The sequence below is a fragment of the Wolbachia endosymbiont of Oedothorax gibbosus genome (assembly GCF_936270145.1).
In the GTDB taxonomy this organism is placed as follows: domain Bacteria; phylum Pseudomonadota; class Alphaproteobacteria; order Rickettsiales; family Anaplasmataceae; genus Wolbachia.
Window position 1 is genome coordinate 1,056,314 of sequence record NZ_OW370537.1, and the last position, 23,189, is coordinate 1,079,502.

Annotated in this window: 17 protein-coding genes; 11 read left to right on the top strand and 6 right to left on the bottom strand. The window is 35.9% G+C overall.

The features are described 5' to 3' along the window. Window positions 1-53 precede the first annotated feature (53 nt). The 6 genes from NBW37_RS05160 to NBW37_RS05185 all read right to left on the bottom strand — a co-directional run bounded on the left by NBW37_RS05160 (window position 54) and on the right by NBW37_RS05185 (window position 7,356). Window positions 54-880, bottom strand: a protein-coding gene (locus NBW37_RS05160; RefSeq protein ID WP_250295841.1) for an IS5 family transposase whose coding sequence is annotated in 2 segments (ribosomal slippage) — window positions 54-493 and window positions 493-880 — 828 coding nt in all. Because the reading frame shifts where the segments join, the coding sequence is not laid out codon by codon here. Between the two features lie 201 nt (window positions 881-1,081). Continuing rightward, complete coding sequence (gatA, locus tag NBW37_RS05165; RefSeq protein WP_250296006.1) at window positions 1,082-2,578, bottom strand: Asp-tRNA(Asn)/Glu-tRNA(Gln) amidotransferase subunit GatA; 1,497 nt, start codon at window positions 2,576-2,578, stop codon at window positions 1,082-1,084. Between the two features lie 175 nt (window positions 2,579-2,753). After that, the gene (gene gyrB / locus NBW37_RS05170) at window positions 2,754-5,141 is read right to left on the bottom strand and encodes a DNA topoisomerase (ATP-hydrolyzing) subunit B (protein ID WP_250296007.1); all 2,388 of its coding nucleotides are present in this window, start codon (window positions 5,139-5,141) and stop codon (window positions 2,754-2,756) included. 200 nt (window positions 5,142-5,341) lie between these two features. Then, window positions 5,342-5,941, bottom strand: coding sequence for an SCO family protein (locus NBW37_RS05175; RefSeq protein ID WP_250296008.1), 600 nt, complete (start codon window positions 5,939-5,941; stop codon window positions 5,342-5,344). A 44-nt stretch (window positions 5,942-5,985) separates the two neighbouring features. Next, window positions 5,986-6,681 (bottom strand): DNA polymerase III subunit epsilon, encoded by a 696-nt coding sequence (gene dnaQ / locus NBW37_RS05180; protein ID WP_250296009.1) that lies wholly within the window; start codon window positions 6,679-6,681, stop codon window positions 5,986-5,988. A 24-nt stretch (window positions 6,682-6,705) separates the two neighbouring features. Next, window positions 6,706-7,356, bottom strand: a complete 651-nt coding sequence (locus NBW37_RS05185; RefSeq protein WP_250296010.1) for a Tim44/TimA family putative adaptor protein — start codon at window positions 7,354-7,356, stop codon at window positions 6,706-6,708. Between the two features lie 164 nt (window positions 7,357-7,520). Here NBW37_RS05185 and secB point away from each other — a divergent pair, with 164 nt between their 5' ends. From secB to NBW37_RS05240, 11 genes are all read left to right on the top strand, one after another. Beyond that, window positions 7,521-8,024, top strand: coding sequence for a protein-export chaperone SecB (secB, locus tag NBW37_RS05190; RefSeq protein WP_250296011.1), 504 nt, complete (start codon window positions 7,521-7,523; stop codon window positions 8,022-8,024). A 14-nt stretch (window positions 8,025-8,038) separates the two neighbouring features. Beyond that, complete coding sequence (gene acnA / locus NBW37_RS05195; protein ID WP_250296012.1) at window positions 8,039-10,633, top strand: aconitate hydratase AcnA; 2,595 nt, start codon at window positions 8,039-8,041, stop codon at window positions 10,631-10,633. 133 nt (window positions 10,634-10,766) lie between these two features. Beyond that, entirely contained in the window at window positions 10,767-13,907 is a 3,141-nt protein-coding gene (gene putA, locus NBW37_RS05200) for a bifunctional proline dehydrogenase/L-glutamate gamma-semialdehyde dehydrogenase PutA (RefSeq protein ID WP_250296013.1), read from the top strand. A 758-nt stretch (window positions 13,908-14,665) separates the two neighbouring features. Beyond that, window positions 14,666-15,307 carry a protocatechuate 3,4-dioxygenase gene (locus NBW37_RS05205; protein WP_250296014.1) on the top strand — a complete coding sequence of 214 codons (642 nt, stop codon included), beginning with the start codon at window positions 14,666-14,668 and terminating at the stop codon, window positions 15,305-15,307. A gap of 98 nt (window positions 15,308-15,405) precedes the next feature. Further along, window positions 15,406-16,908, top strand: coding sequence for a leucyl aminopeptidase (locus tag NBW37_RS05210; RefSeq protein WP_250296015.1), 1,503 nt, complete (start codon window positions 15,406-15,408; stop codon window positions 16,906-16,908). 229 nt (window positions 16,909-17,137) lie between these two features. Then, entirely contained in the window at window positions 17,138-17,350 is a 213-nt protein-coding gene (locus tag NBW37_RS05215; protein ID WP_006279675.1) for a hypothetical protein, read from the top strand. A 5-nt stretch (window positions 17,351-17,355) separates the two neighbouring features. Next, a complete protein-coding gene (gene nuoG / locus NBW37_RS05220; protein WP_250296016.1) occupies window positions 17,356-19,404 on the top strand; it encodes an NADH-quinone oxidoreductase subunit NuoG in 2,049 nt (682 codons plus the stop codon). Further along, window positions 19,388-20,413, top strand: a complete 1,026-nt coding sequence (gene nuoH / locus NBW37_RS05225) for an NADH-quinone oxidoreductase subunit NuoH (protein ID WP_250296017.1) — start codon at window positions 19,388-19,390, stop codon at window positions 20,411-20,413. Before nuoG ends, nuoH begins: the two co-directional genes overlap by 17 nt. Beyond that, window positions 20,406-21,401, top strand: coding sequence for a porphobilinogen synthase (gene hemB, locus NBW37_RS05230; protein WP_250296018.1), 996 nt, complete (start codon window positions 20,406-20,408; stop codon window positions 21,399-21,401). Before nuoH ends, hemB begins: the two co-directional genes overlap by 8 nt. Before the next feature lie 146 nt (window positions 21,402-21,547). After that, window positions 21,548-22,306, top strand: coding sequence for a phosphatidylglycerophosphatase (locus NBW37_RS05235; RefSeq protein ID WP_250296019.1), 759 nt, complete (start codon window positions 21,548-21,550; stop codon window positions 22,304-22,306). Between the two features lie 43 nt (window positions 22,307-22,349). Next, on the top strand, window positions 22,350-23,189 hold the full coding sequence (locus tag NBW37_RS05240) for a glycine--tRNA ligase subunit alpha (RefSeq protein WP_250296020.1): 840 nt from the start codon (window positions 22,350-22,352) through the stop codon (window positions 23,187-23,189).

Consider the following 23,189-nt stretch of genomic DNA (forward strand, 5'->3'; position numbering starts at 1 on the left):
CCCAGTACCTTAACTACTTGGATCCAGAAAAAAGAATAGACTTCTTTCAAAATTCATGAAAGGAGCTCTCTATTGTGAATAGAGGCAATCAAATTAAATCTTAAGCCAAAACGTTTTCGTCGATTTCTATATCTGTCAGAAATGATTTTAAACCTTTTCAATAAGCCGATTACGTTTTCAACTACCACTCTTCGTATAGAGAGAGATCTATTTTCTGCTTTTTTCTCCTTTGATAAAGGATTCTTTTTTGATCTTCTATGTGGTAATTCAACATTTTTATGTATCTTTTGCATTCCTCTGTAACCAGAATCAGCTAGGATCTTAGTTTGCGGTAATATTGCTATCTTTGATTCTCTAAACATCCGAAAATCATGTTTTCTACCATTGGAGAAAGATGTACATACGACCTTTTTACTCTTCTTCTCTGTTACTATTTGTGTTTTTATAGTATGCCTTTTTTTCTTTCCAGAGTAAAAGCGCTTTTGCTTTTTTTTGGCCTTTCTACTGCTGTTTCAGTTCCATCTATTACCAAAACTTCGTATTCTACATTACTATTTAATAGATCTTTTTTTCCTGGTAATGCAAAATCTGGATGTTTTATTAATGTGTCTTCTACCCACCTTATTATTTTAAAACAGTTGCTTTCACTCATGCCATAACTTTGTCCTATATGAAAATATGTACGATATTCTCTCATATATTCCAGTGCCATAAGTAATCTATCTTCTATACAAAGTTTGCTTTTTCTTCCACTTCTAGCTTTTTTCCTTTTATCCTCCTCATCTAGAATTTCTACCATTCTCTTAAATGTTGATTTTTTTACCCCCGTTAAACGTCGAAACTTTTCTCCTTCTAACTTTTCTATTTCCTTATATTTCATGCTTCCAAATACTTGATCTTACTCTCTCTCCCTCAATTTTGAAAGAAGTCTAATGATGTCATGAAAGTAGCCTCCTTCTCCTGTCATCCAAGTAGCTGACACTGGTTTACTTTATGATGATGTCATGCAAGTAGTTTTCCATCCAAAAGGGTGTCATCGGAGTAGCCCCTCTTCTGTCATCCTTTTTTTGGGATTCCAGCGTCACGCGCTGGAATGACACCCTTTTGGATGGAAATCAGTGCTAATTGTTCTGCCGCAATTTTGCTCTATCACACTTGCCACATTTAATATTCCAGCTTCGTCGTAATAATTTCCAATTACTTGCAAGGCAAGTGGTAACCCCTCATTGGAGAGTCCCACAGGAACAGAAATCGCAGGCAATCCTGCCAGACTTGCCGGCACGGTAAACACATCATTGATGCACATAATTAGTGGATCTGGCTTTTCATTTAAGCCGAAAGCTTCTGTTGGAGCAGACGGCACAAGTATGTAATCTATTTTTTCAAACGCTTTTATAAAATCATTTCTGATTAATGCCCTGATACACTGTGCTTTTTCATAATATTCATTGTAATGACCTGAGGAAAGCGCATAAGCGCCAATTAAAATTCTTCTTTTCACCTCTTTACCGAAACCTTCTGCTCTTGTTAGTGAATACATTTCTTCAAGGGTATCAGCATCAACCCTGAACCCATAACGCACACCGTCATAACGAGCAAGATTGGATGAAGTTTCAGCAGAACAGATTAAATAATAGACTGGTATTGCATATTTAGTATGTGGCAGAGTAACGTCAACAACTTCAGCACCGTTTTCTTTTAGATAGAAAGCAACTTTCTCCCAATTATGGACTATTTCCTCTGAAATTCCATCCATCCTATATTCTTTTGGTATACCAATACGCTTACCCTTAATATCACCATCTATAAAGCTAGAAAACTTAGGCACTGGTCTTTCGCTCGATGTTGAATCTTTTTTATCATAGCCACAGATTGCTTCCAGCATTAATGCTGAATCAGAGACAGAACGGGTAATTACTCCCGCTTGATCCAGAGAACTTGCAAATGCAATCATACCAAAACGCGAGCATCTTCCATAAGTTGGCTTTATTCCAACTACTCCACAATAAGCTGCTGGTTGGCGTACAGATCCACCGGTGTCACTCCCTAGTGCTCCAGCACATAAAAATCCAGCAACCGATGCTGCAGATCCACCAGATGATCCACCAGGAACAACTTTTTCCCCATCACTTTTTCTAATCCACACATTTTCAACAGGGCCAAAATAGCTGTTTGTGTTCGCAGAACCCATAGCAAATTCATCCATATTAAGCTTACCGAGCATGGCTGCTCCACTTTTTAAAAGCAAGTCAGATATTGTAGATTCATAAGTCGGAACAAAATTTTCCAGCATTTTTGAGCATGCTGTTGTTTTTATTCCTTTTGTACAGAATAGATCTTTGATACCAACTGGTATACCCATGAGCGGCGAGATTAAATCATCCTTTTGCCTAGAGAAATGTTCATCTGCAGCTTTAGCAGCTTTCATTGCTATCTCTGGGGTTTTTGTTATAAATGCATTTAACTCTTCATGTTCAACTGCATCGATGTGTGCTTCTATAAGCTCAACAGCAGAAAAATTCCTCTTTTTAAGCCCATCATGCATTTGTGTAATGCTTAACTTTCTTAATTCATTCATTAATATTTAATTTTTAGCAAAACATTAATTGTAACATAGTACGATAAAAAATCTATACATTTATAGTTGTAGCTAGAAGTGAGATCTGTGTATGAGGCAAAATTGTACACCTTACTATAATCACTTTCAAAACATAACGTTCGTACATTTTGCTAAGTTTATGTGTCTTCTAAATTTAAATATCAACATCATGCACATTGAGTGCATTGCTGTTGATAAAGTCACGGCGTGGTTCAACTATATCACCCATTAGTATTGAAAATATGGAATCAGCTTCTTCACAATCTTTTATTTCAACCTTCAGTAAAGTTCTAGCCTCAGGATTTAACGTAGTATCCCATAGCTGATCAGCATTCATTTCACCAAGACCTTTAAATCTCTGCAAAGTTAAACCCTTTTTACCATAGTCCATTATTATTTTTGCAAGCGTACTTGGAGAAGTGATTCTTATTTCAGTTTCTTGTGACTTTAAAAATGAATCACCATTAAATAAATTACTTATACCATCAAGCAAACTTAATATGTTTTGCATATCTTTGCCTTCAAGCATACTAAGTGCAAATATATATTTGTCTGCCAATCCTTGAAATAATTTAGAGATGTGAATTTCTTTTTCTTCATCTTTTATTTCTACTTCCCAAGTATATTCGCTGTACATTAATTTTAAATACTTTAATATCTCATCAGCCGATGATAGAGCATTCTTTTTGCTTAAAATTAGCAATGACTCTAAGAGATTTTGTGGTATTTCTCTATCATAATTTTTGCTAATATTAGAAATGCTAACGCATTTATTCAAAATAAGGCGCAAGTCGTTAAATTCTGTAGCTGCACCACTTAGTGTTAATCTTTTAACTGCTGAGTTTATTATATACTCTTCAAAAGTTTCGTCATCTTTAATATAAGTGTCTTTAGCATTCTTTGTAACTTTATAGAGGGGTGGCTGTGCTATGTATAAGTAACCTTTTTCAATAACTTCACGCATATGTCTAAAAAAGAAAGTTAGAATCAAAGTTCTGATATGTGAACCATCAACATCTGCATCTGTCATGATGATAATTTTATGATATCTAGCTTTTTCAATATCGAAGTGTTCACTCCCTATTCCAGCACCAATTGCAGTAATTAAAGAGCCTATTTCTGCAGATGAAAAAATACGATCTAAACTTACACGTTCTACGTTTAGAATTTTTCCTCTTAAGGCAAGCACTGCCTGTGTTTTACGATTACGCCCCTGCTTTGCAGTACCACCTGCTGAATTACCCTCTACTATAAATAATTCCGATAACTCAGGAGCTTTTTCCTGACAATCAGCAAGCTTTCCTGGCAGAGTTGCAATATCAATATTGTTTTTGCTTTTAACTAACTCTCGTGCTTTTCTTGCGGCTTCTCTTCCTTTTGCTGATCTGATTGCTCTTTCTACTATACTTGCTGCCAATTTGGGATCAGTTTCAAGGATTGTGCTCAATTTATCAGAAACTATACTTTCTACCACTGCACGTGCTTCAGAACTAACTAGTTTATCTTTTGTTTGTGAAGAAAACTTAGGATCAGGCATCTTGAGAGATAAAACACAAGTTAAACCTTCTCTAACGTCCTCTCCAGTTAAATTTACTTTTGCTTTCTTTAAAAACCCTTCATTAGTTGCATAGTTATTGATACATCTAGTTAGTGCAGATCTAAATCCTGCCAAATGCGTACCACCATCTCGTTGCCGTATATTATTAGTGAAACACAACATATTCTCATAGTAGGAATCATTCCATTCCATCGATATTTCCAAGCTGATGCCAAGATCTTCTGCATCTCCTTTCATACTGGCAATTTTAGTTACATGTGTCTTATTCTTATCTAAGTACCGCACAAAATTCGCTGTACCAAAATTGTCTTTAGATTGGTTGCTCTGATTGAAATGAGATTCTGTATATGGCTCATTGCGCAGATCACGTAAAGTAATGTCGATATTTGAATTTAAAAATGCTAATTCTCTTATACGACTTTCAAGCGTTGAGTAACTGAAATTAATGCCATTAAAAGTCTCTGTTGATGGCATGAACGTGACTTTAGTTCCTCTTTTGTTTGTATTTTCGTTGACTACCTTTAAAGGTTCAATAGACTCACCATCTTCAAAACGTATAAAGTGTTCTTTCTTATTGCGCCAAATAGTTAATTCCAACCAGCTTGATAATGCATTCACAACTGAGATTCCAACACCATGTAATCCCCCAGAAACTTTATAGGTATTACTGTCAAATTTACCACCAGCATGGAGTTGAGTCATTATTACCTCTGCTGCTGATATTCCTTCTTCTTCATGAATGTCAGTTGGAATGCCACGACCGTTATCAGTTACAGATACCGAACCATCTTTATTTATGCTAACTTCAATTTTATCACAATATCCAGCTAAAGATTCATCTATTGCGTTGTCAACAACCTCATATACCATGTGGTGTAAGCCAGATCCATCATCAGTATCACCAATGTACATACCTGGACGTTTCCTTACAGCATCAAGACCCCTTAAGATTTTTATTGCATCGGCATTATAACTATTTTCCATGGTATTGCTTCATTTATACACGTTAATTGATGTTACATTCAGATATACTAGTTAGCAACATTTTTAAACTGATAACCCATGTTAAAAGCACAACTTTATGAATGTTTATTTTTGAAGACAGCAAATATTGTCATTCCAATGCGTCTTCCCGGTGGAGATAATGCTCATGCAGTTGCGTAATTAACAGAAAAATCTATAATTCAGTTTACGTATTTTCTTATCTCAGCCAAAATCTTATCAGATTGACTTTCGTCTGAATTTAAATCAGCTGCAAAGTGTGTAACATATCTTCCTCCAGGGCCAATAAGATATATTATCGAAGAATGGTTGATTTCTTCTTCTCCGTCTACTTTGCTTGCATATACTTTATATTTTGCAACTACTTCGTCTATTTTTTCTCTTTCACCAGTTAACATTTGTATTCTGTGGTCAAATTGCTGCTGAAATTCTTTAAGTCTTTCCGTGCTATCGCGCTCAGGATCAACTGTGATAAAAAATGTTTGTAGCTTGTTGTTAGTTTTCTCATCTAACTTTGCAAGTGTTTCTGAAATTATCCCAAGGTTCATAGGGCAAATTCTTTTGCATGAGGAAAACCCAAAGAAAATCATCATGTATTTATCTTTAAAATCACTACTGCGCAGGATCTGTCCGTCCTGATTAATTAAAGAAAAATCTCCGCCTATCTTAACTTCTGCGTTGTGTGGGGCAAATATGCCCTTTTTAGTAAAATAACAATAACCTAAAAAAACAACTGCTAATGCTGCTAGCACATTAGATGAAAATCTTATAAACCTTACCATTAGAATGCTCTCAGTAAAATCAAATTGTATCTTTATTAGTTGACCTATTCAATATATTTATTCCAAAGTGTATTGTTAATTTTGTCTAACAGTTTCTTATGTTCATCAATTTCTTCACTATTTGGTGAATGTTTTCTGGGAGTTAGATTACGCACTTTATGCTGAACGAATGTAGAGTTACTGTCCTGATTGCATTCATTATCAAACAGAAAGGTTTGTAACCCTCCTGTAAGTTCAACATATACCTTTGCAAGCAACTGAGCATCAACTAGTGCTCCGTGCAATTCTCTATTCTCTAGCGATATATCAAAACGCTTACATAATGCATTCAAAGAAGCAGGTGATCCTACGAATTTTTTCCTCGCAAGAGGTAATGTATCTAGCACTCTATCTGAGGAAATTAACCCAGCATTCAGCTTGCTTAACTCCATGTTAAGGAACTTAACATCGAATTCAGCGTTGTGAATTACCAAAATATCATTAGATATAAAGTCTAGAAATTCAAGTGCAACATCTGAAAAGAATGGTTTGTCTTCTAAAAATTCTTCACTAATACCGTGAATCTTAAACGAGTGATAAGGTATATCTCTTTCTGGGTTAAGGTACCGATGGAATACTTTACCTGTTGGAATGCGGTTAATTAATTCCACACACCCTATTTCAATAATTCGATGACCAGATCCAATGTCAAGACCTGTTGTTTCAGTGTCAAGTACTATTTCGCGTAGCTTGCTTTCCATGGTTAACTCTAAATAAAACTAATCTTACTTGCCATTTGTCTTATCATTATTTGTCTTCTTATAGTTAATAGAAACAAGCAACCAGCTTGGGTCTGATGAATTAACATTTTTTTTGAATTGCCATACATCCTCAACTTTATTAATAGTGGATGTACTACCTGATATGATATCTCCTTTATTATTCTTAACGAAGTTAATTTGCTCTGAAAGGAAATATACTGCAATAAACACTGCGTTTTTTACTAGCTTTATTTCTAAAATCTTTTGTGAAACGATAGAAACAATTATAGACTCGTGCACCTCTTTACGATGTTTAATCTTCTCTGCAAAATTATCATATAAGTCTTTATCGAGAAGTGGTTTTAACTGAGACAAATTTCCTTGATTGAAATACTTTATTATTAATTCAAAAGCTATGCCTGAACCTTCTATAAAGTGGGAAATAGAAAAATCTTTATTTTTTTTTAATATTTGTTCATAAGTAACTCTTATTGAATTTTCATCATTGCTATCAATGTAACCCTCAATGGTTTCTACTACATCTTCTCTACTTCGACTTACATCCAATACGCCAGTTAGCTTTTTTAGGTTGAGATTGGTTGACCTTCCTAAAGAATTATACAAACGTGAAAAAATGAATGCCGCTAATAAAGCATATATTACAAGCTCTATCATAGTAACTCAACTCCTTGGCATATAAAGTATCTGAACATTATTAATTATTAATGAAAATATGTTTTTCATATCAACTTATAATCAGGTTTGCTATTCATTTGTAAATGAATATACTATACAAGAAAGTATTAAATATCTCAACTTAATTAAAGGAGACATAAGAAATGCCACAACAAAAAATGAGAATTCACGGTCAATATGTTAAAGATCTATCGTTTGAGAATCCGAATTCGCCATTCCTTTCTTCAAATAAAGCTCCCGATATTAATGTAATGGTTAATATCAATTCAGCGAAATTAGAAGGAATGGAAAACAAAGAAGGAGTAAATGAAGAAAAATCTTTCCATGAAATTACTTTACATATAGAAGTCAGAGCAACAGTAAAAGATGAAGGCATAAAAGATGGCGTAGCTTTCATTTGTGAAACGAAATATTGTGGTATTTTTTCAATAGAAAATTTAAAAGAGTTGAGTGAGGAAGAGGTAAGACAAGCTTTGTTTATTGGTGGACCTACTTTTCTTTTCCCTTTTGCAAGAGAAATAATTGCAAGAGTTACAAGTAGTGGTGGATTTCCCCCATTAATGCTAGATCCTATAGATTTTGAAACTATGTATGAGCAGCAAGGTCAACAACAAAAAAGTAACGGTAGTAATTCCAATTTTAACTAATATAGTGTGATAGGATGAACAATTCTTTAAATGCAAAAACGACTTTAAACATTGACGGGAAGTCATACAACTATTTTAGCCTAAGTAGTGCTAGTGAATTTTTAGGAATAGATGTGACTAAATTGCCCTGCTCACTTAAGGTTCTGCTTGAAAATTTATTGCGCAATGAAGATGGGGTGAACATAAAGCTGGATGACATAAGAGTACTAGCAAACTGCGTTAATAAACACACTAATCACGAAATTAGCTACAAGCCAGCAAGGGTGTTGATGCAAGATTTTACGGGGGTTCCTGCTGTCGTCGATTTAGCTTCTATGCGGAGTTATGTCAAGAAAAATGGAGGCGATCCAAGCAGCATAAATCCGTCTGTGCCCGTTGATCTTGTGATTGATCATTCTGTTCAAGTAGATAATTATGGAAGTGTTTCCGCATTCAGTAAAAATGTTGAACTAGAAGTAAAAAGAAATTTAGAGAGATATCAGTTTTTAAAGTGGGGAGAATCATCCTTCACAAATTTTAGAGTAGTACCGCCAGGTACTGGAATTTGCCACCAAGTGAATCTTGAGTATTTAGCGCAAGTTGTATGTAATAAGGATGGGGTTTTGTATCCTGATACTTTGGTTGGTACGGATAGCCATACTACGATGGTTAACGGGTTATCAGTCCTTGGTTGGGGTGTTGGAGGCATAGAAGCTGAGTCTGTGATGCTTGGTCAACCAATTAGTATGGTGATTCCAGAAGTAGTTGGATTTAAATTAATTGGCAAACTGCCAGAAGGAGTAACTGCAACTGATTTAGTGCTGACGGTTACCAATATCCTAAGAACAAAAGGCGTTGTTGGCAAATTCGTAGAATTTTATGGTAATGGGCTGGATTATTTATCTTTGGCAGATAGAGCAACTATAGCAAACATGGCCCCGGAGTATGGTGCAACTTGTGGATTCTTTCCAATTGATCAGAAAACTCTAGACTATTTAAACTTGACAGGAAGGCCGGAAAAGCTGGTTACGTTAGTTGAGGCTTATGCAAAAGAGCAAGGATTGTGGCGTAACAATGATGAGTTAGCATTTTTTGACACACTAGAGCTTGATTTATCAAGTGTAGAACCAGTAATGGCTGGTCCCAAAAGACCACAAGATAAGGTTTTTCTTTCACAAGTGGCAGAGTCTTTTTCTAAATCATTTTCAGTTAATGAGTCAAAGGAAAGCGATAAACTCCAAAATGGAAGTGTAGTCATTGCAGCAATAACAAGCTGCACTAATACTTCAAATCCAAGTGTGATGATTGCTGCAGGTCTTGTAGCTCGTAATGCAATTAAACTTGGATTAAAATCAAAGCCTTGGGTTAAAACTTCTCTTGCTCCAGGGTCACAAGTTGTAACAGAATATTTAGAAAAGTCTGGATTGCAGGTAGATCTAAATGCTTTGGGTTTTAATCTAGTTGGATATGGTTGCACGACTTGCATTGGGAATTCTGGTCCACTAAATAGTGATATAGAAGATGGAATTAAAAACAAAAACTTAACCGTTGCTGCAGTTTTATCTGGCAATCGTAACTTTGAAGGAAGAATTCATCCGTTAGTCAAAGCTAATTACTTGGCATCTCCGCCACTTGTTGTTGCATATGCACTTGCTGGTACTGTGCAAATTGATCTGACAAAAGATTCAATATGCAAAGATAAGAATGGAAATGATGTCTATCTCAAAGATATATGGCCAACAAACAATGAAATCGAAGATTGTGTTAAAAGTGTGGTAACACGTGAGATGTTCATACAAAAGTATAAGGATGTTTTTTCTGGTGATGAACATTGGCAAAAGATAAAGTGTGAAAAAAGTGAAATCTATAATTGGGATGCAAACAGCACCTACATACAAAATCCGCCTTATTTTGATGACTTATCACCTAAAAATAATAAAATCGATATAAAGGGTGCGCAAATATTGGCAATGTTTGGCGATAGCATAACTACTGATCATATTTCCCCTGCTGGTAATATTGCCTCAAATAGTCCTGCAGGCATATATTTAAAAGGCCTTGGAGTTGAACCACAGGACTTTAATTCGTATGGATCTCGCCGCGGTAATCACAATGTAATGATGCGTGGGACTTTTGCTAACATTAGAATAAAAAATGAAATGGTAAGCATCGAAGGTGGATATACAAAATATATTCCTTCTCAAGAAACTATGTCGATTTTTGATGCAGCAATGCGTTACAAGGAAAATAATGTACCTCTAATCATTGTTGCAGGAAAAGAATATGGCACAGGTTCAAGTAGAGATTGGGCAGCAAAGGGTACTTTATTGTTGGGAATTAAAGTTGTAATTGCAGAAAGCTTTGAGCGTATACATAGGTCCAACTTGGTCGGCATGGGTGTTCTTCCACTTATATTCCAAAATGGAATAACCAGAAAGATATTTGATGGTAGCGAGGTAATAAGCATAAAAGGTGAAATAGTGCCAAGTGGAAATCTAGAATGTATCATCAAAGGAAAGGATAATTCAAAGCAATCAATTCAACTTAAATGCTGTATACAAACTGCAACTGAGATGAAGTACTTAATAAGTGGCGGAGTGCTAAGCTATATACTTGCACAATCCTTTTGATTTAGTGAAGTTATTGCATAGACTTCTTTTAGCCAGTCCTGGCCCCTTCATAAATAATAATTTGTTCTACACGAAGTTATGATATAATTTCACCTTACATATAGCAGCAGGGTGTTTTTGGAGATAATTATATATGATCGGCTCTATACAAGAACCTAACGAATTGAGAACCCGTTTACAGGGGTTTTATCGTACTGATGAAAAAAGTTATGTACGTTATCTTGTAGAGAAAGTAGAACTTTCCGCTGATTCAAAAAACACAATCTACAATATTGCAAAACAAGTTGTCGAAAAAATTAAAGGCAATAAATTAGGTATCATAGATTCTTTTATGCAGCAATACTCGCTTTCCAATGACGAAGGGATAGCGCTGATGTGCCTTGCTGAGTCACTACTTAGAATACCAGATGATTATACAATAGATGAGCTAATCAAAGATAAAATTGCCAATCAAGAATGGAGTAAACACTTATGGCATTCTTCTTCATTGTTTGTCAATGCTTCCACATGGAGTCTAATGATAGGAAGCAGTATATTAAGGAGCAATGAAGGAGATTCGAAATTCTATCACGCAATTTCTAAATTACTTAAAAATTTAGGAGAGCCAATCATTCGCAAAGCAGTGAAACAAGCAATGTTAATGCTTGGTAAGCATTTTGTTATTGGAGAGACTATAGAAAAAGCACTGGAAAATGTAAAACCAAATGATAATAGCAAATTCTTATGCTCTTTTGATATGCTCGGTGAAGCTGCTCACACAGCTGAGGATGCGGAAGAGTATTTTAATTCATATATGCATTCAATAAAAGCTATAGGTGAATCCACTGATATAAGTGATTGTTTTAAATCGCATGGAATTTCAATCAAATTGTCTGCATTGCATCCACGTTATGAATTCAGCCAATTCGATAATATAGCTGAAGGGTTGAGAGCTAAACTGCTAGAGCTTTGTCATGAAGCAAAAAAATACAACATTTCATTATGCATAGATGCAGAAGAAACAGAAAGGCTTGAAATGTCCTTAATCTTGTTTGAACAATTACGGCTTGATGAATCACTTTCTGAGTGGGAAGGGCTTGGCTTGGCTGTACAAGCATATCAAAAACGTGCTTTGTCTGTTCTTGACTTTGTAGAGGATGTTGCTATTCGATCAAATCATAAAATTATGGTCAGACTCGTAAAAGGTGCATATTGGGACTCAGAAATCAAGTGCGCACAAGAGCTAGGGTTAAGCGGTTATTCAGTATTTACAAGGAAAAGCTATACTGATGTATGCTACCTTGCATGTGCACAGAAGCTTTTAAGCAAAGTAAATCACTTTTACCCATGCTTTGGAACTCATAATGCCTATACTTTTGCTACTATAATAGAGCTTGCTGATAAAGATCATCCTGGATTTGAGTTTCAGCGCTTACACGGAATGGGTAAGGATTTATATGATTATGCAATGTCAGAACTTGTAACAAGCATCAGTTGCCGTATATATGCACCAGTTGGTAAACGTAGTGATTTATTACCATACCTTGTTAGGCGTCTTCTTGAAAATGGAGCTAATAGTTCATTTGTTAATCAAATAAATGATTCTAACGTTAAAATTGATGAGTTAATTTCAGATCCACTGGAAAAAGCTATAAATTTTAATTATGAACCTCATCAAGACATTCCATTGCCACAAGATATTTTTGGAGAGGAAAGAAAAAATTCCTTGGGAATGGATATTAGTGATTCAATTACAGTTTCGCAACTTGCAAATGATATAAAAAAATTTAGTAAAAAGAAATGGCAAGTTGGGCCAACAATCGATGGAAAAGCACTATTTGATAGTGCTGAATTTATCGAAGTAGTGAATCCTGCACATTTGGAAAATGTAATTGGAGAAGTGTCAAGTGCAACAAGCGATCAAGCTTTAAACGCTCTTGAAATAGCACATAGTGCTTTTGCTAAGTGGCAGAATGTTTCAGCAGAAGAGCGCGCTAAATGCCTTGAAAAAGCTGCAGATTTGCTTGAGGAAAGAATGAAAGAGTTGATTTACATTCTGATCGTAGAAGCAGGAAAAATTTTATCTGATGCAATAGCGGAAGTAAGAGAGGCCGTGGATTTCTTACGTTACTACGCAACGATAGCAAAAAATGAACTGAGCGACTGGAAAAAATTGCCAGGTCCAACAGGTGAAGATAACTTCATCTTTTTTGAAGGTAGGGGAGTTTTCCTGTGTATATCACCGTGGAATTTTCCACTTGCTATTTTTCTTGGGCAGGTTTCAGCTGCACTTGCAGCAGGTAATGCAGTGCTAGCAAAACCGGCAGAGCAGACACCTATTATTGCTTATGAAGCTGTCAAAATACTACATGAAGCTGGGATACCAAAAAATGTGTTACACCTCATTCCTGGGGATGGTGGATATTTAGGCAAAATATTAGTTCCAGACAATAGAATTGCCGGAGTAGCTTTTACTGGCTCAACACAAACTGCTCAAATAATTAATAGAATGCTTGCAAATAGGGATGGTCCTATCGTGCCACTTATTGCTGAAACAGGAGGGCTCAATGCTATGATAGTTGATAGCTCTGCTCTTCTAGAGCAAGTGACTGCAGATGTTGTACTTTCTGCGTTTCGCAGCGCCGGCCAACGCTGTTCTGCACTTAGAGTGCTGTTTATTCAAGAAGATATAGCAGAAAAACAGATAAAAATGATATGCGGTGCGGCGCAAGAACTAAAGATTGGTGATCCAATACAACTTAGTACTGATATTGGTCCAATAATTGACAAAGCATCTATCGATATGCTAACTCAACATACGCAAAAAATGTCAGAGGATAAAGATTCAAATCTGTTATTTAAAGTACCCATGGATACAAATTCTCATAATGGTTATTTCTTTTCTCCATATATTTATGAGATACAAAAAATTTCGCAATTAAAGCAAGAAGTATTTGGTCCTATTTTACATATCATACGTTTTAACAGGTCACAATTAAATGAAGTTATAAGTGATATAAATAGTACTGGATATGGACTCACGTTTTCTTTGCAGAGTCGTATACAAAGTCAAATCGACACTATAAGTAAAAAAATATCAGTTGGAAATGTCTACATCAACCGTAACCAGATAGGTGCAGCAGTTGGGACACAACCATTTGGTGGTAGAGGACTATCTGGCACTGGGCCAAAAGCTGGTGGTCCTCATTATTTACAGCGTTTTTCTACAGAAAAAGTTGTAAGTGTTAACACTACAGCATTCGGTGGTAACACCACACTTATGTGTTTGGATTAATTTGCGGGCCATAATTTTTCTCCTATCTTACCTACACCGTCATACCGCCGCGGCGCTAACAAAGCGGAATGACGAGCTTATCGTCACGCCGCCACGAACCGTCATTCCGCCGCAGACCGTCATACCGTCACGGCGCTTAACAAGAGACCCCGCTAACAAGCAGCGGGATGACGAATTGCTTAACCGTCATACCGCGGTTCATTCGCGGTATCTCTTAGCCGCTAACAAGCAGCGGGATGACGGTTGTCGTTTAGCTATAAACATTAATAAATTTACCAAACGAAAAAAAAGGCAAAAGAAGCCCTGGTCATTGTCTATTTTCAGTATTGGCGTTTTTTAAGTCTTAAACGCTGCAATTTAGCTGCTTTTAAATGCAACTAACCTTAGCTTTAATATTTAAGAAATTTACCAGGCAGAAAAAAAAGGCATAGAAAACCCGCAGTAGCTAGTTATTCACTCTCTATTTTAAAATTTGACGTTGGGTGATGTCTTGAACGCTTTGTAAGAGCGTTTCAGCTTATATAGGTAAAAACCTAGAAATTTGATAAAGACATAAGGTACACATAGTGCAAAAAATTAAGCATAGTACGCCAAATACAAGTTTTCTTGTCGTTTTAATCTGCACAGATTGCGAAGTTAAATGAAATAGCTTCACTGTCATGATAAGGGGGCTGGCAAGGCTTGTCAAGTAAGTTTTTTGTTTCTATTCCCAATAAAAGTTTGTTATATGGTTATACAAGAAGTCTATTATAAATGAAATGAATGTGAAAAATATCTTATTAGCGCTTTTAGTACAAACGGTATTCAATTTGCCGCTATTTGCAGCTGATCCTATTTTGCTCAACTGCATTGAAACTCCAGAGATTTATGATCTTGATGCAAGGCCAAAAAATTTTCACTCTTCAAACAATTTAAGAAGAAAACCTGGTTCTCCAAATAGTGCAACAGGAGAATTAATACACATAGTGGGTAGAATTACTGATATAAACTGTTTACCAATACAAAATGCCGTAGTTTCTATATGGCACGCGAATTCACGCGGCGTGAACCATTACGATGAGAATATAGAGGATGATCCGAATTTTGCTGGATCAGGAAGGTTTGTAGTGAATAATCTTGGCTATTATAATTTTATTACGATAGCACCTGGTAAAATTGGTGATAGAGCTCCACATATTAACTTTCTAGTTCAACATCCAGATTTTCCAGAATTCACAACGCAAATGTTTTTTGCTGACCATAATTGCGATAATTGTGCTGATCCTGTTCTTGAAGATTTTGTTAGTAACGGGCTTGCAAGCCTTCTCATAACACCATTTACTTACAGTGATCAGGTCATAAAAACCTATACGTTTAACATTACCTTGGCCGGATATAATAAGTTCTCTAATAAAAGATAAAAAACCCTTGCATGTAAGGGAGTCCATAGTAAACTTGAGTGTTATTGTACTTAAGAACGTATATGAAAAATCTCTTACTGATGTTTTTGCTATGTTTTATGTACAGTTCACAATTATTTGCAACGGAGATATCAGCAATGAAAATAACAATTTCTAAAATTTCGCCCGGTTTTAAAACAATAGTAATGGGTTTATTTGAGGACAACGAAACCGTAAATGATGGCGGAGTTTTGCAAGGAAAACAGATCATAGATAATATAAAGCAATTTAGCGATTTCAATGGAAGTTTTGGTGAATTTTTCTCTACTACTTTGCCAGAAGAAAAAAATGTCATAGTTGTTGGACTTGGTAAGAAGGATGAATGGAATGAAAATAAAGAATTAAATATTGGTGGTAAAATATATTGTGAGCTAAGCAGATTAAAAATTAAGAAAGCAGCGATTTTAATCGAAGGTAGTGCAGCAAATGTTGCATATGGTGCATTTTTGCGCAGTTTTAAGTTTGATAAGTATAAAACTAAAAAGGATGAGAAAATTACAGAGGTAGAGGAGATTACCGTATTAGTAAAAGATGAACAATTAAGTAATGCTGAAAGATCATTTGAGCACTTAAGACAAGAAGGTGAGAGTATATTCCTTGCACGTTCTTTTATAACAGAGCCCCCTAATATTCTATATCCAGAATCCTATGCTGATCATATAAAAGAAGAACTTACTAAGCTTGGTCTTGAAATTGAAGTGCTTGATAAAAAGCAGATAGAAGAGAAAAAAATGGGAGCCTTGCTTGGAGTGGCACAAGGAAGTAGTAAAGAACCAAAATTAGTAGTGATAAAATGGAATGGGGCTTCTAAAGAACAAAAGCCAATAGCTTTTGTTGGTAAAGGTATAACGTTTGACACTGGTGGAGTATCACTCAAACCTTCACGTGGTATGGAGTCAATGAAATATGACATGGCAGGCTCTGCTACTGTGGTTGGGGTGATGCATGCTTTAGCAGGACGAAAAGCAAAAGTAAATGCGATCGGCGTGGTTGCACTTGCAGAAAATGCAGTGGATGGTAATGCTCAAAGACCAAGTGATGTAGTAACTTCAATGTCAGGACAGACGATAGAAGTATTAAACACTGATGCAGAGGGAAGGCTCATACTTGCAGATGCTTTATGGTATACGCAAGAGAGATTTTCACCACAATTTATGATTGATCTTGCAACTTTAACTGGTGCTATAGTGGTTGCACTTGGAAATAACGAATATGCTGGTCTTTTTTCAAATAATGATGAATTAGCAAACCGTCTGATTGATGCAGGAAATGAAGTAAATGAGAAGTTATGGCGTTTTCCTATGAATGAAACTTATGACAAAATTATTGATTCACCGATTGCTGATGTGCAAAATATCGCTCCTGCGGGCTCTGGTGGAGATAGCATAATGGCTGCACAGTTTTTACAGCGTTTTGTGAATGAAACTTGCTGGGCACATTTAGATATTGCAGGCACTGCTTGGCACGAAAAAGGTACTGACATTTGTCCAAGAGGAGCAGTAGGTTTTGGCGTAAGGTTACTTAATAAATTGGTTGAAAAGTACTACGAAGCCAATGATTAAAGGTCTTTATATCGGCTTATTCATGGCTACATAAACGTTTATTTTCGAGAAATGAAAGTAGCTGACGCATATTTCTTTTTTTTGGTCAAGCACTGGAATGGCATCAAGGAATAACTTTTTATTTAAACAATGATTATAAGTAAGAGATCTATTGAAATTTTAAAGTTATTAAATATTGACGCTATATACTTAAGTGTTAAAATAGAATGAAAAGTTTTTAGGAGTTTATATGGCAGCAGGTGGGAAAGCAAAGACAGCTAGTAAAAATAACCCTACTCAGCGTAAGAAAGCAGAACAAAAAATGTATAAAGATAAACCAGTGAAACCTGTTAGATATATAGACCGTGATTCACGCATGAATTACATGTCTGCTCAATATGACAACGGCAATCTGGTTGAAGATGAGGTAAGCGGCAATCCTATAAAGTGGGAAGCTGTATAATAGTTGTGGTTAAAGTTACTATTAATTCTAAGGAATGTGAAGTAGAGCATGGGCTCACTATAATTCAAGCTTGTGAAATTGTGGGCGTTGAAATTCCACGTTTTTGTTATCATGAGCGTTTAGCAATTGCTGGTAACTGCAGAATGTGTTTGGTTGAAGTGGAGGGTGGACCTCCAAAACCAGTAGCCTCTTGTGCAATGCCAGTTGCAGAAGGGATGATTATTCACACTGATACCCCTAAGGTTAAAAAAGCACGCGAAGGAGTACTCGAGTTTTTGCTAATTAACCACCCGCTTGATTGCCCAATTTGCGATCAGGGTGGTGAATGCGATTTGCAAGATATCACGATGGCTTATGGAAAAGGAAACAGCAGACTTGATGAGCATAAGAGGGCTGTGCCAAAAAAACACTTCGGACCGCTGATTGAAACTGCGATGAATAGGTGCATTCATTGCACTCGGTGTGTTAGGTTTTTGTCCGATGTTGCAGGTACAAATGAACTTGGAGGAATCAGAAGGGGAGAAAACATAGAGATTAGCACTTACATAAAAAGGCATATTAGCTCTGAATTGTCCGGAAATATCATAGATCTCTGCCCGGTAGGAGCTTTAACTTCAAAGCCTTACTCCTTTACGGCACGTTCATGGGAGCTATCACACTGCGAAACTATAGATGTGCTAGATGCTGTGGGTAGCGCAATTAGAGTTGATTATCGTGGCCCGGAGGTTATGAGGATATTGCCAAGGCTGAGCGAAGAGGTAAATGAAGAATGGATATCAGATAAAACCCGCTTTGCCTATGATGGACTAAAAGTTCAGCGTCTTGATCGACCTTATGTAAAAAAAGATGGTAAATTAGCCCCAGTTGATTGGAATGAAGCATTAACTGTTGCTGCAAAGAAATTAAAGAATACAAAATCAAATAAAATAGCTGCAATTGCAGGTGATTTAGCAGATTGTGAATCTATGCTTCTACTCAAAGAAGTGATGCAGAAGCTCGGCTCGGGGAATATAGACTGCAGGCAAGATGGTACAAAGCTTGTACCAAGTAATCGCGGATCTTATGTGTTCAATACCACTATTGAAGGTATAGAGAATGCAGATTTATGCCTGCTTATAAATACAAATCCAAGGATAGAAGCACCGATCATTAACGCAAGATTGAGAAAGAGATATTTACAGGGCAACTTTCCTATTGCAAGTGTTGGTCCTGACATTGAATATTTATATCATGTCGAGAAATTGGGCGATAGTCCTGGTATTTTGAATGAAATAGCAAATGGAAATCATAAGTTCTGTGAGTTGCTGGTAGCTGCTCAAAACCCTATACTGATTATCGGTCAAGATGCATTAATAAGAGATGATTCTGAATCAGTTCTAGTTCTAGCTGGCAAAATTGCAGAAAAATTTAACATGGTCAGAGATGACTGGAATGGCTTTAATGTGCTGCATAAAGCTGCAGCAAGAGTTGGTGGGCTAGATATTGGGTTTGTTCCTAAAAAAGGCGAAAGGGATATTAATCAAATATTGGAACATGCAGAAAGTGGTGAAATAGAAGTGGTTTATCTTCTTGGTGCAGATGAAATTGATACATCAAAGTTAGAAAACACATTTGTAATTTATCAAGGTCATCATGGTGATAAAAGTGCACATGTGGCAGATGTTATCTTGCCTGGTGCCGCATATACAGAAAAATATGCAACTTATGTAAACACTGAAGGTCGAGTGCAAAGAACAAATTTAGCTGTATTTCCTCCAGGTGAAGCAAAGGAGGATTGGTTAATTATTAAAAATCTCTCGCAATATTTGGATCTCTCCTTACCATATGATAGTTTATTTGACGTGAGAAAAAAATTAGATACTATCGGTCCACAGTTTAGAAATGCTGATCAAGTGATAAAAAATAAATGGATTCCAATCAGCAGCGGTGAAATAAGCTTAAGTAATACACCTTTTACTTTAAAGGAGTGCAATTTTTATATGACGGATTCAATAAGTCGCGCTTCAAAAATAATGGCAGATTGTACTAAGGCTTTTTATGAATGCGCTAGTTAATGTTTTATTTATTTTAGTACCGCTACTACTTTCAGTTGCGTACTTGGTATACTTTGAGCGTAAGGTTATTGGTGCAATTCAACTGAGGCACGGCCCAAGTGTAGTTGGACCTTTTGGGCTATTGCAGCCATTTGCAGATGCTATTAAGCTGATAATTAAAGAGCCGATCATACCATTTAGAGCGAGCACCATACTGTTCATTATGGCTCCAATGCTTACCTTTATCTTGGCATTAATTGCCTGGGCAGTTATACCGTTTGGTGCTGAAGTAATTGTAGAAAATGGCCAGCAAGTAGTGATTCCTAAGGTTATAGCAAATATTAATGTTGGAGTGCTTTATGTGCTAGCTATATCGTCGCTGGGAGTATACGGTGTAATTATTGCAGGCTGGTCAAGCAATTCTAATTATGCATTTCTTGGCGCTATACGGTCTGCTGCTCAGATGATTTCATATGAAGTTTCAATAGGCTTAATAGTTGCTACAGTTGTTGTTACAACTGGAACATTAAATCTTGGAGAAATGGTAGTGGCGAAACATAATATGCCATTTTGGATTGATTTACTACTAATGCCTGTAGGAATAATATTTTTTATTTCTTTGCTTGCAGAAACTAATCGTCACCCATTTGATTTACCAGAAGCTGAAGCAGAGCTTGTCTCTGGATATAACGTTGAATACTCATCCATGCCTTTTGCCCTCTTTTTTCTTGGAGAATATGCAAATATGATTTTAGCAAGTGCTATGATGACAATATTCTTTCTCGGAGGATGGTATCCGCCACTGGAGCTTGGTTTACTTTACAAAATTCCGGGTTTGATTTGGTTCGTTTTGAAGATAGTTATACTTTTGTTTATATTTATTTGGATTAGAGCTACAATACCTCGTTATCGATATGATCAGCTAATGCGCCTTGGTTGGAAAGTGTTTTTACCAATATCAGTGTTTTGGGTGATCCTCGTTTCAGGAGTGTTGCTTTTTACTGGGAATTTGCCTGGATCCAATGTTTAATTTTCCAAATACAAGATTAAGACGCAGGCGCTCGAGTAAATGGGTTCGCAATTTAACAAGTGAAAATAGTTTATCAGTAAATGATCTAGTTTTTCCTCTGTTTGTTCATGACAGAGGAGAAACAACTGAACCAATTTCTGGCTTACCAGACGTAAAATGTTATTCGGTGGATGGACTAGTGTCCATAATTCAAGAAGCTAAGGATTTAGGAATCAATGCTGTTGCAATTTTTCCTGTAGTTGATAACAAATTAAAATCTAAAAATGCTGAGGAATCATATAACCCTAACAATTTAATCTGCAGAGCAATTTGTGCTGTAAAATCGAAGGTACCTGAAATTGGTATTATTGCAGACGTTGCACTGGATCCATACACTATTCATGGCCATGACGGCATTTTAAAAGATAATCAGATGGATGTAGAAAACGATGAAACTATATCAGTGCTGTGTAAGCAAGCACTTGCTTTAGCGAAGGCAGGATGTGATATAGTTGCTCCTTCTGATATGATGGATGGTAGAATAGGAAGAATCAGAAAATCATTAGATGATAACAACTTTCAAGACGTGTTAATATTATCTTATGCAGTAAAATATTGCTCCAGTTTTTATGCACCATTTAGGCAAGTTGTCGGTTCGTGCGGGCTATCAAATTCTATAGACAAAAGTGGTTATCAAATGGATTATAAAAATGCGCACGAAGCAATGTGCGAAATTGAAATGGATATAAATGAAGGCGCAGACTTTATTATGGTTAAACCAGGCATGCCATACTTGGATATTATTAAAACAGCAAGTGATAAATTTAATTTTCCGATTTTTGCTTATCAAGTAAGTGGTGAATATGCAATGATAAAAGCTGCAGCAAATAATGGATGGCTCGATTATGACAAAGTGATTTATGAATCTTTAACTGGTTTTAAACGTGCGGGTGCAAGTGCAATATTTACTTATGCTGCACTTGATATTGCAAAAAATTTAAGCGCATAAGCCCTATAAAATTATTAAATTTTTGGCGCACGTTCTTCTATTGTTGCTGCATGTTACATAAAATCTTCCAATATATGTTTTAAGTTGTTGATAAGTCCGTTACAATACAGTATTATAAATAATATAAACCAAGTGTTATTTAGGACATGGGGATCTTTTTTAAATTTTTGGGAAAGGCACTAGGCAAGGTTTTTCCTGCCAAAACAGTAAGCTCTTTTTTGGGGATAGGATATTTACCAGGTTGGCAGAATTATTGGTCTGCTTTTTTTATATTACTTATTGTCGATGTTATATTAATTCTCACATATGGGGGCGAGTATTTACTATATAAAATGCCAAGTTCAGGGATAGTTGTAGCTGCTATTTTTACAAAATTGGCAATAGCTATGTTAATAATACAATTAATTGGAATATTTATTTTTCATGCTCAGGACCCTTCAGCAAGCAGTGGTGAAAACATAGTAATACAAATAGCGTCAGGGCAAGTACTGACTGTAGCACTTTCAATACCGGCAATAATGTCGATTTATTATGCTGTAAGTAAACTCTATGGGAGTATATGTAAGGAGATGTTTCAGTGCCCATTTTGGTTTAATGATTTTATGCACTTTTTCTTTTTTCTTATGATACCTTACGCATTTTTTAATATCGTAGAAGTGATAAAACCATGGCCAATAAGTTCAATACAGCTTAGCTATAATAATGCAATATCAATCACATTTGAGGGAATTTTTCACACATTTTATGCGGTGATTTTACTGTATTTAACAGCATTTATATTCTGCGATTTAACCATGCATGATGCAATTGTCCTGAATAAAAGCATAATTCAGTATGTGAGAGAAAATTCAGCAGTTTTAGGTGATTATTTACATAGTGCTGCAAAAAAGATAAATATTGAATAGTACTTATTTATTTATATATTTAGTATAAAAAGTGACAATTTGTGTGGACTTACAAAGTATAATAAAGGAGTTACAAGATTTTTGGACTAGTGAAGGATGTGTTATACTTCACCCATACACATCTGAAGTTGGTGCTGGTACATTACATCCTGCAACAATTATGTCTGCAATTGATACAAAATCGACAAAAATTGCATATCTACAACCAGTAATTAGGCCAGCAGATGGGCGCTATAGTGATAATCCTAATCGCTTGTATCAACATCACCAATACCAAGTTATAATAAAACCGTCTGGTAATAATTTACAAGACGTCTATTTAGATAGCTTAAAAGCTCTTGGCATATCTACAGAAAAATATGATATTAAGTTTGTTGAAGATGATTGGGAAAATCCAAGTGTTGGTGCATCAGGACTTGGATGGGAAGTTACATGCAATGGAATGGAGGTAACACAGCTTACTTATATACAGCAAGTTGGAGGGATTGACTGCAAGATGATTCCTGGTGAGGTGGCATATGGGTTGGAGCGTTTAGCAATGTGCATACAAGGTGTAGGTAATGTTTACGATATAATTTGGAACGATAATGGTGTAACTTATGGAGATATTTTTAAACAAAGAGAATATGAATTTTCTTATCTAGCGTTAGATTATTATGATACTAAAGTGGTACAGCAGCAATTTGAAGATACGGAAAAATTGTGTAAGTTCCTTATTGAAAAGGAGCTACCAATGGCAGCTTATGACCAATGTATTAAAACTAGTCACCTACTTAATCTGCTTGATGCAAGAGGTGTGCTTGGTGTGAATGAACGTACAGCTTACATTGGCAGAGTTAGAGAGCTGACAAAAAAATGTTGTGAATTGTACATGAGTAAATAG

What these genes read in the sequence shown, in the direction of transcription:
- gatA (WP_250296006.1), bottom strand. Translation starts at nt 2,578, where the DNA reads ATGAATGAATTAAGAAAGTTAAGCATTACACAAATGCATGATGGGCTT.
- gyrB (WP_250296007.1), bottom strand. Translation starts at nt 5,141, where the DNA reads ATGGAAAATAGTTATAATGCCGATGCAATAAAAATCTTAAGGGGTCTT.
- NBW37_RS05175 (WP_250296008.1), bottom strand. Translation starts at nt 5,941, where the DNA reads ATGGTAAGGTTTATAAGATTTTCATCTAATGTGCTAGCAGCATTAGCA.
- dnaQ (WP_250296009.1), bottom strand. Translation starts at nt 6,681, where the DNA reads ATGGAAAGCAAGCTACGCGAAATAGTACTTGACACTGAAACAACAGGT.
- NBW37_RS05185 (WP_250296010.1), bottom strand. Translation starts at nt 7,356, where the DNA reads ATGATAGAGCTTGTAATATATGCTTTATTAGCGGCATTCATTTTTTCA.
- secB (WP_250296011.1), top strand. Translation starts at nt 7,521, where the DNA reads ATGCCACAACAAAAAATGAGAATTCACGGTCAATATGTTAAAGATCTA.
- acnA (WP_250296012.1), top strand. Translation starts at nt 8,039, where the DNA reads ATGAACAATTCTTTAAATGCAAAAACGACTTTAAACATTGACGGGAAG.
- putA (WP_250296013.1), top strand. Translation starts at nt 10,767, where the DNA reads ATGATCGGCTCTATACAAGAACCTAACGAATTGAGAACCCGTTTACAG.
- NBW37_RS05205 (WP_250296014.1), top strand. Translation starts at nt 14,666, where the DNA reads ATGAATGTGAAAAATATCTTATTAGCGCTTTTAGTACAAACGGTATTC.
- NBW37_RS05210 (WP_250296015.1), top strand. Translation starts at nt 15,406, where the DNA reads ATGTACAGTTCACAATTATTTGCAACGGAGATATCAGCAATGAAAATA.
- NBW37_RS05215 (WP_006279675.1), top strand. Translation starts at nt 17,138, where the DNA reads ATGGCAGCAGGTGGGAAAGCAAAGACAGCTAGTAAAAATAACCCTACT.
- nuoH (WP_250296017.1), top strand. Translation starts at nt 19,388, where the DNA reads ATGAATGCGCTAGTTAATGTTTTATTTATTTTAGTACCGCTACTACTT.
- hemB (WP_250296018.1), top strand. Translation starts at nt 20,406, where the DNA reads ATGTTTAATTTTCCAAATACAAGATTAAGACGCAGGCGCTCGAGTAAA.
- NBW37_RS05235 (WP_250296019.1), top strand. Translation starts at nt 21,548, where the DNA reads ATGGGGATCTTTTTTAAATTTTTGGGAAAGGCACTAGGCAAGGTTTTT.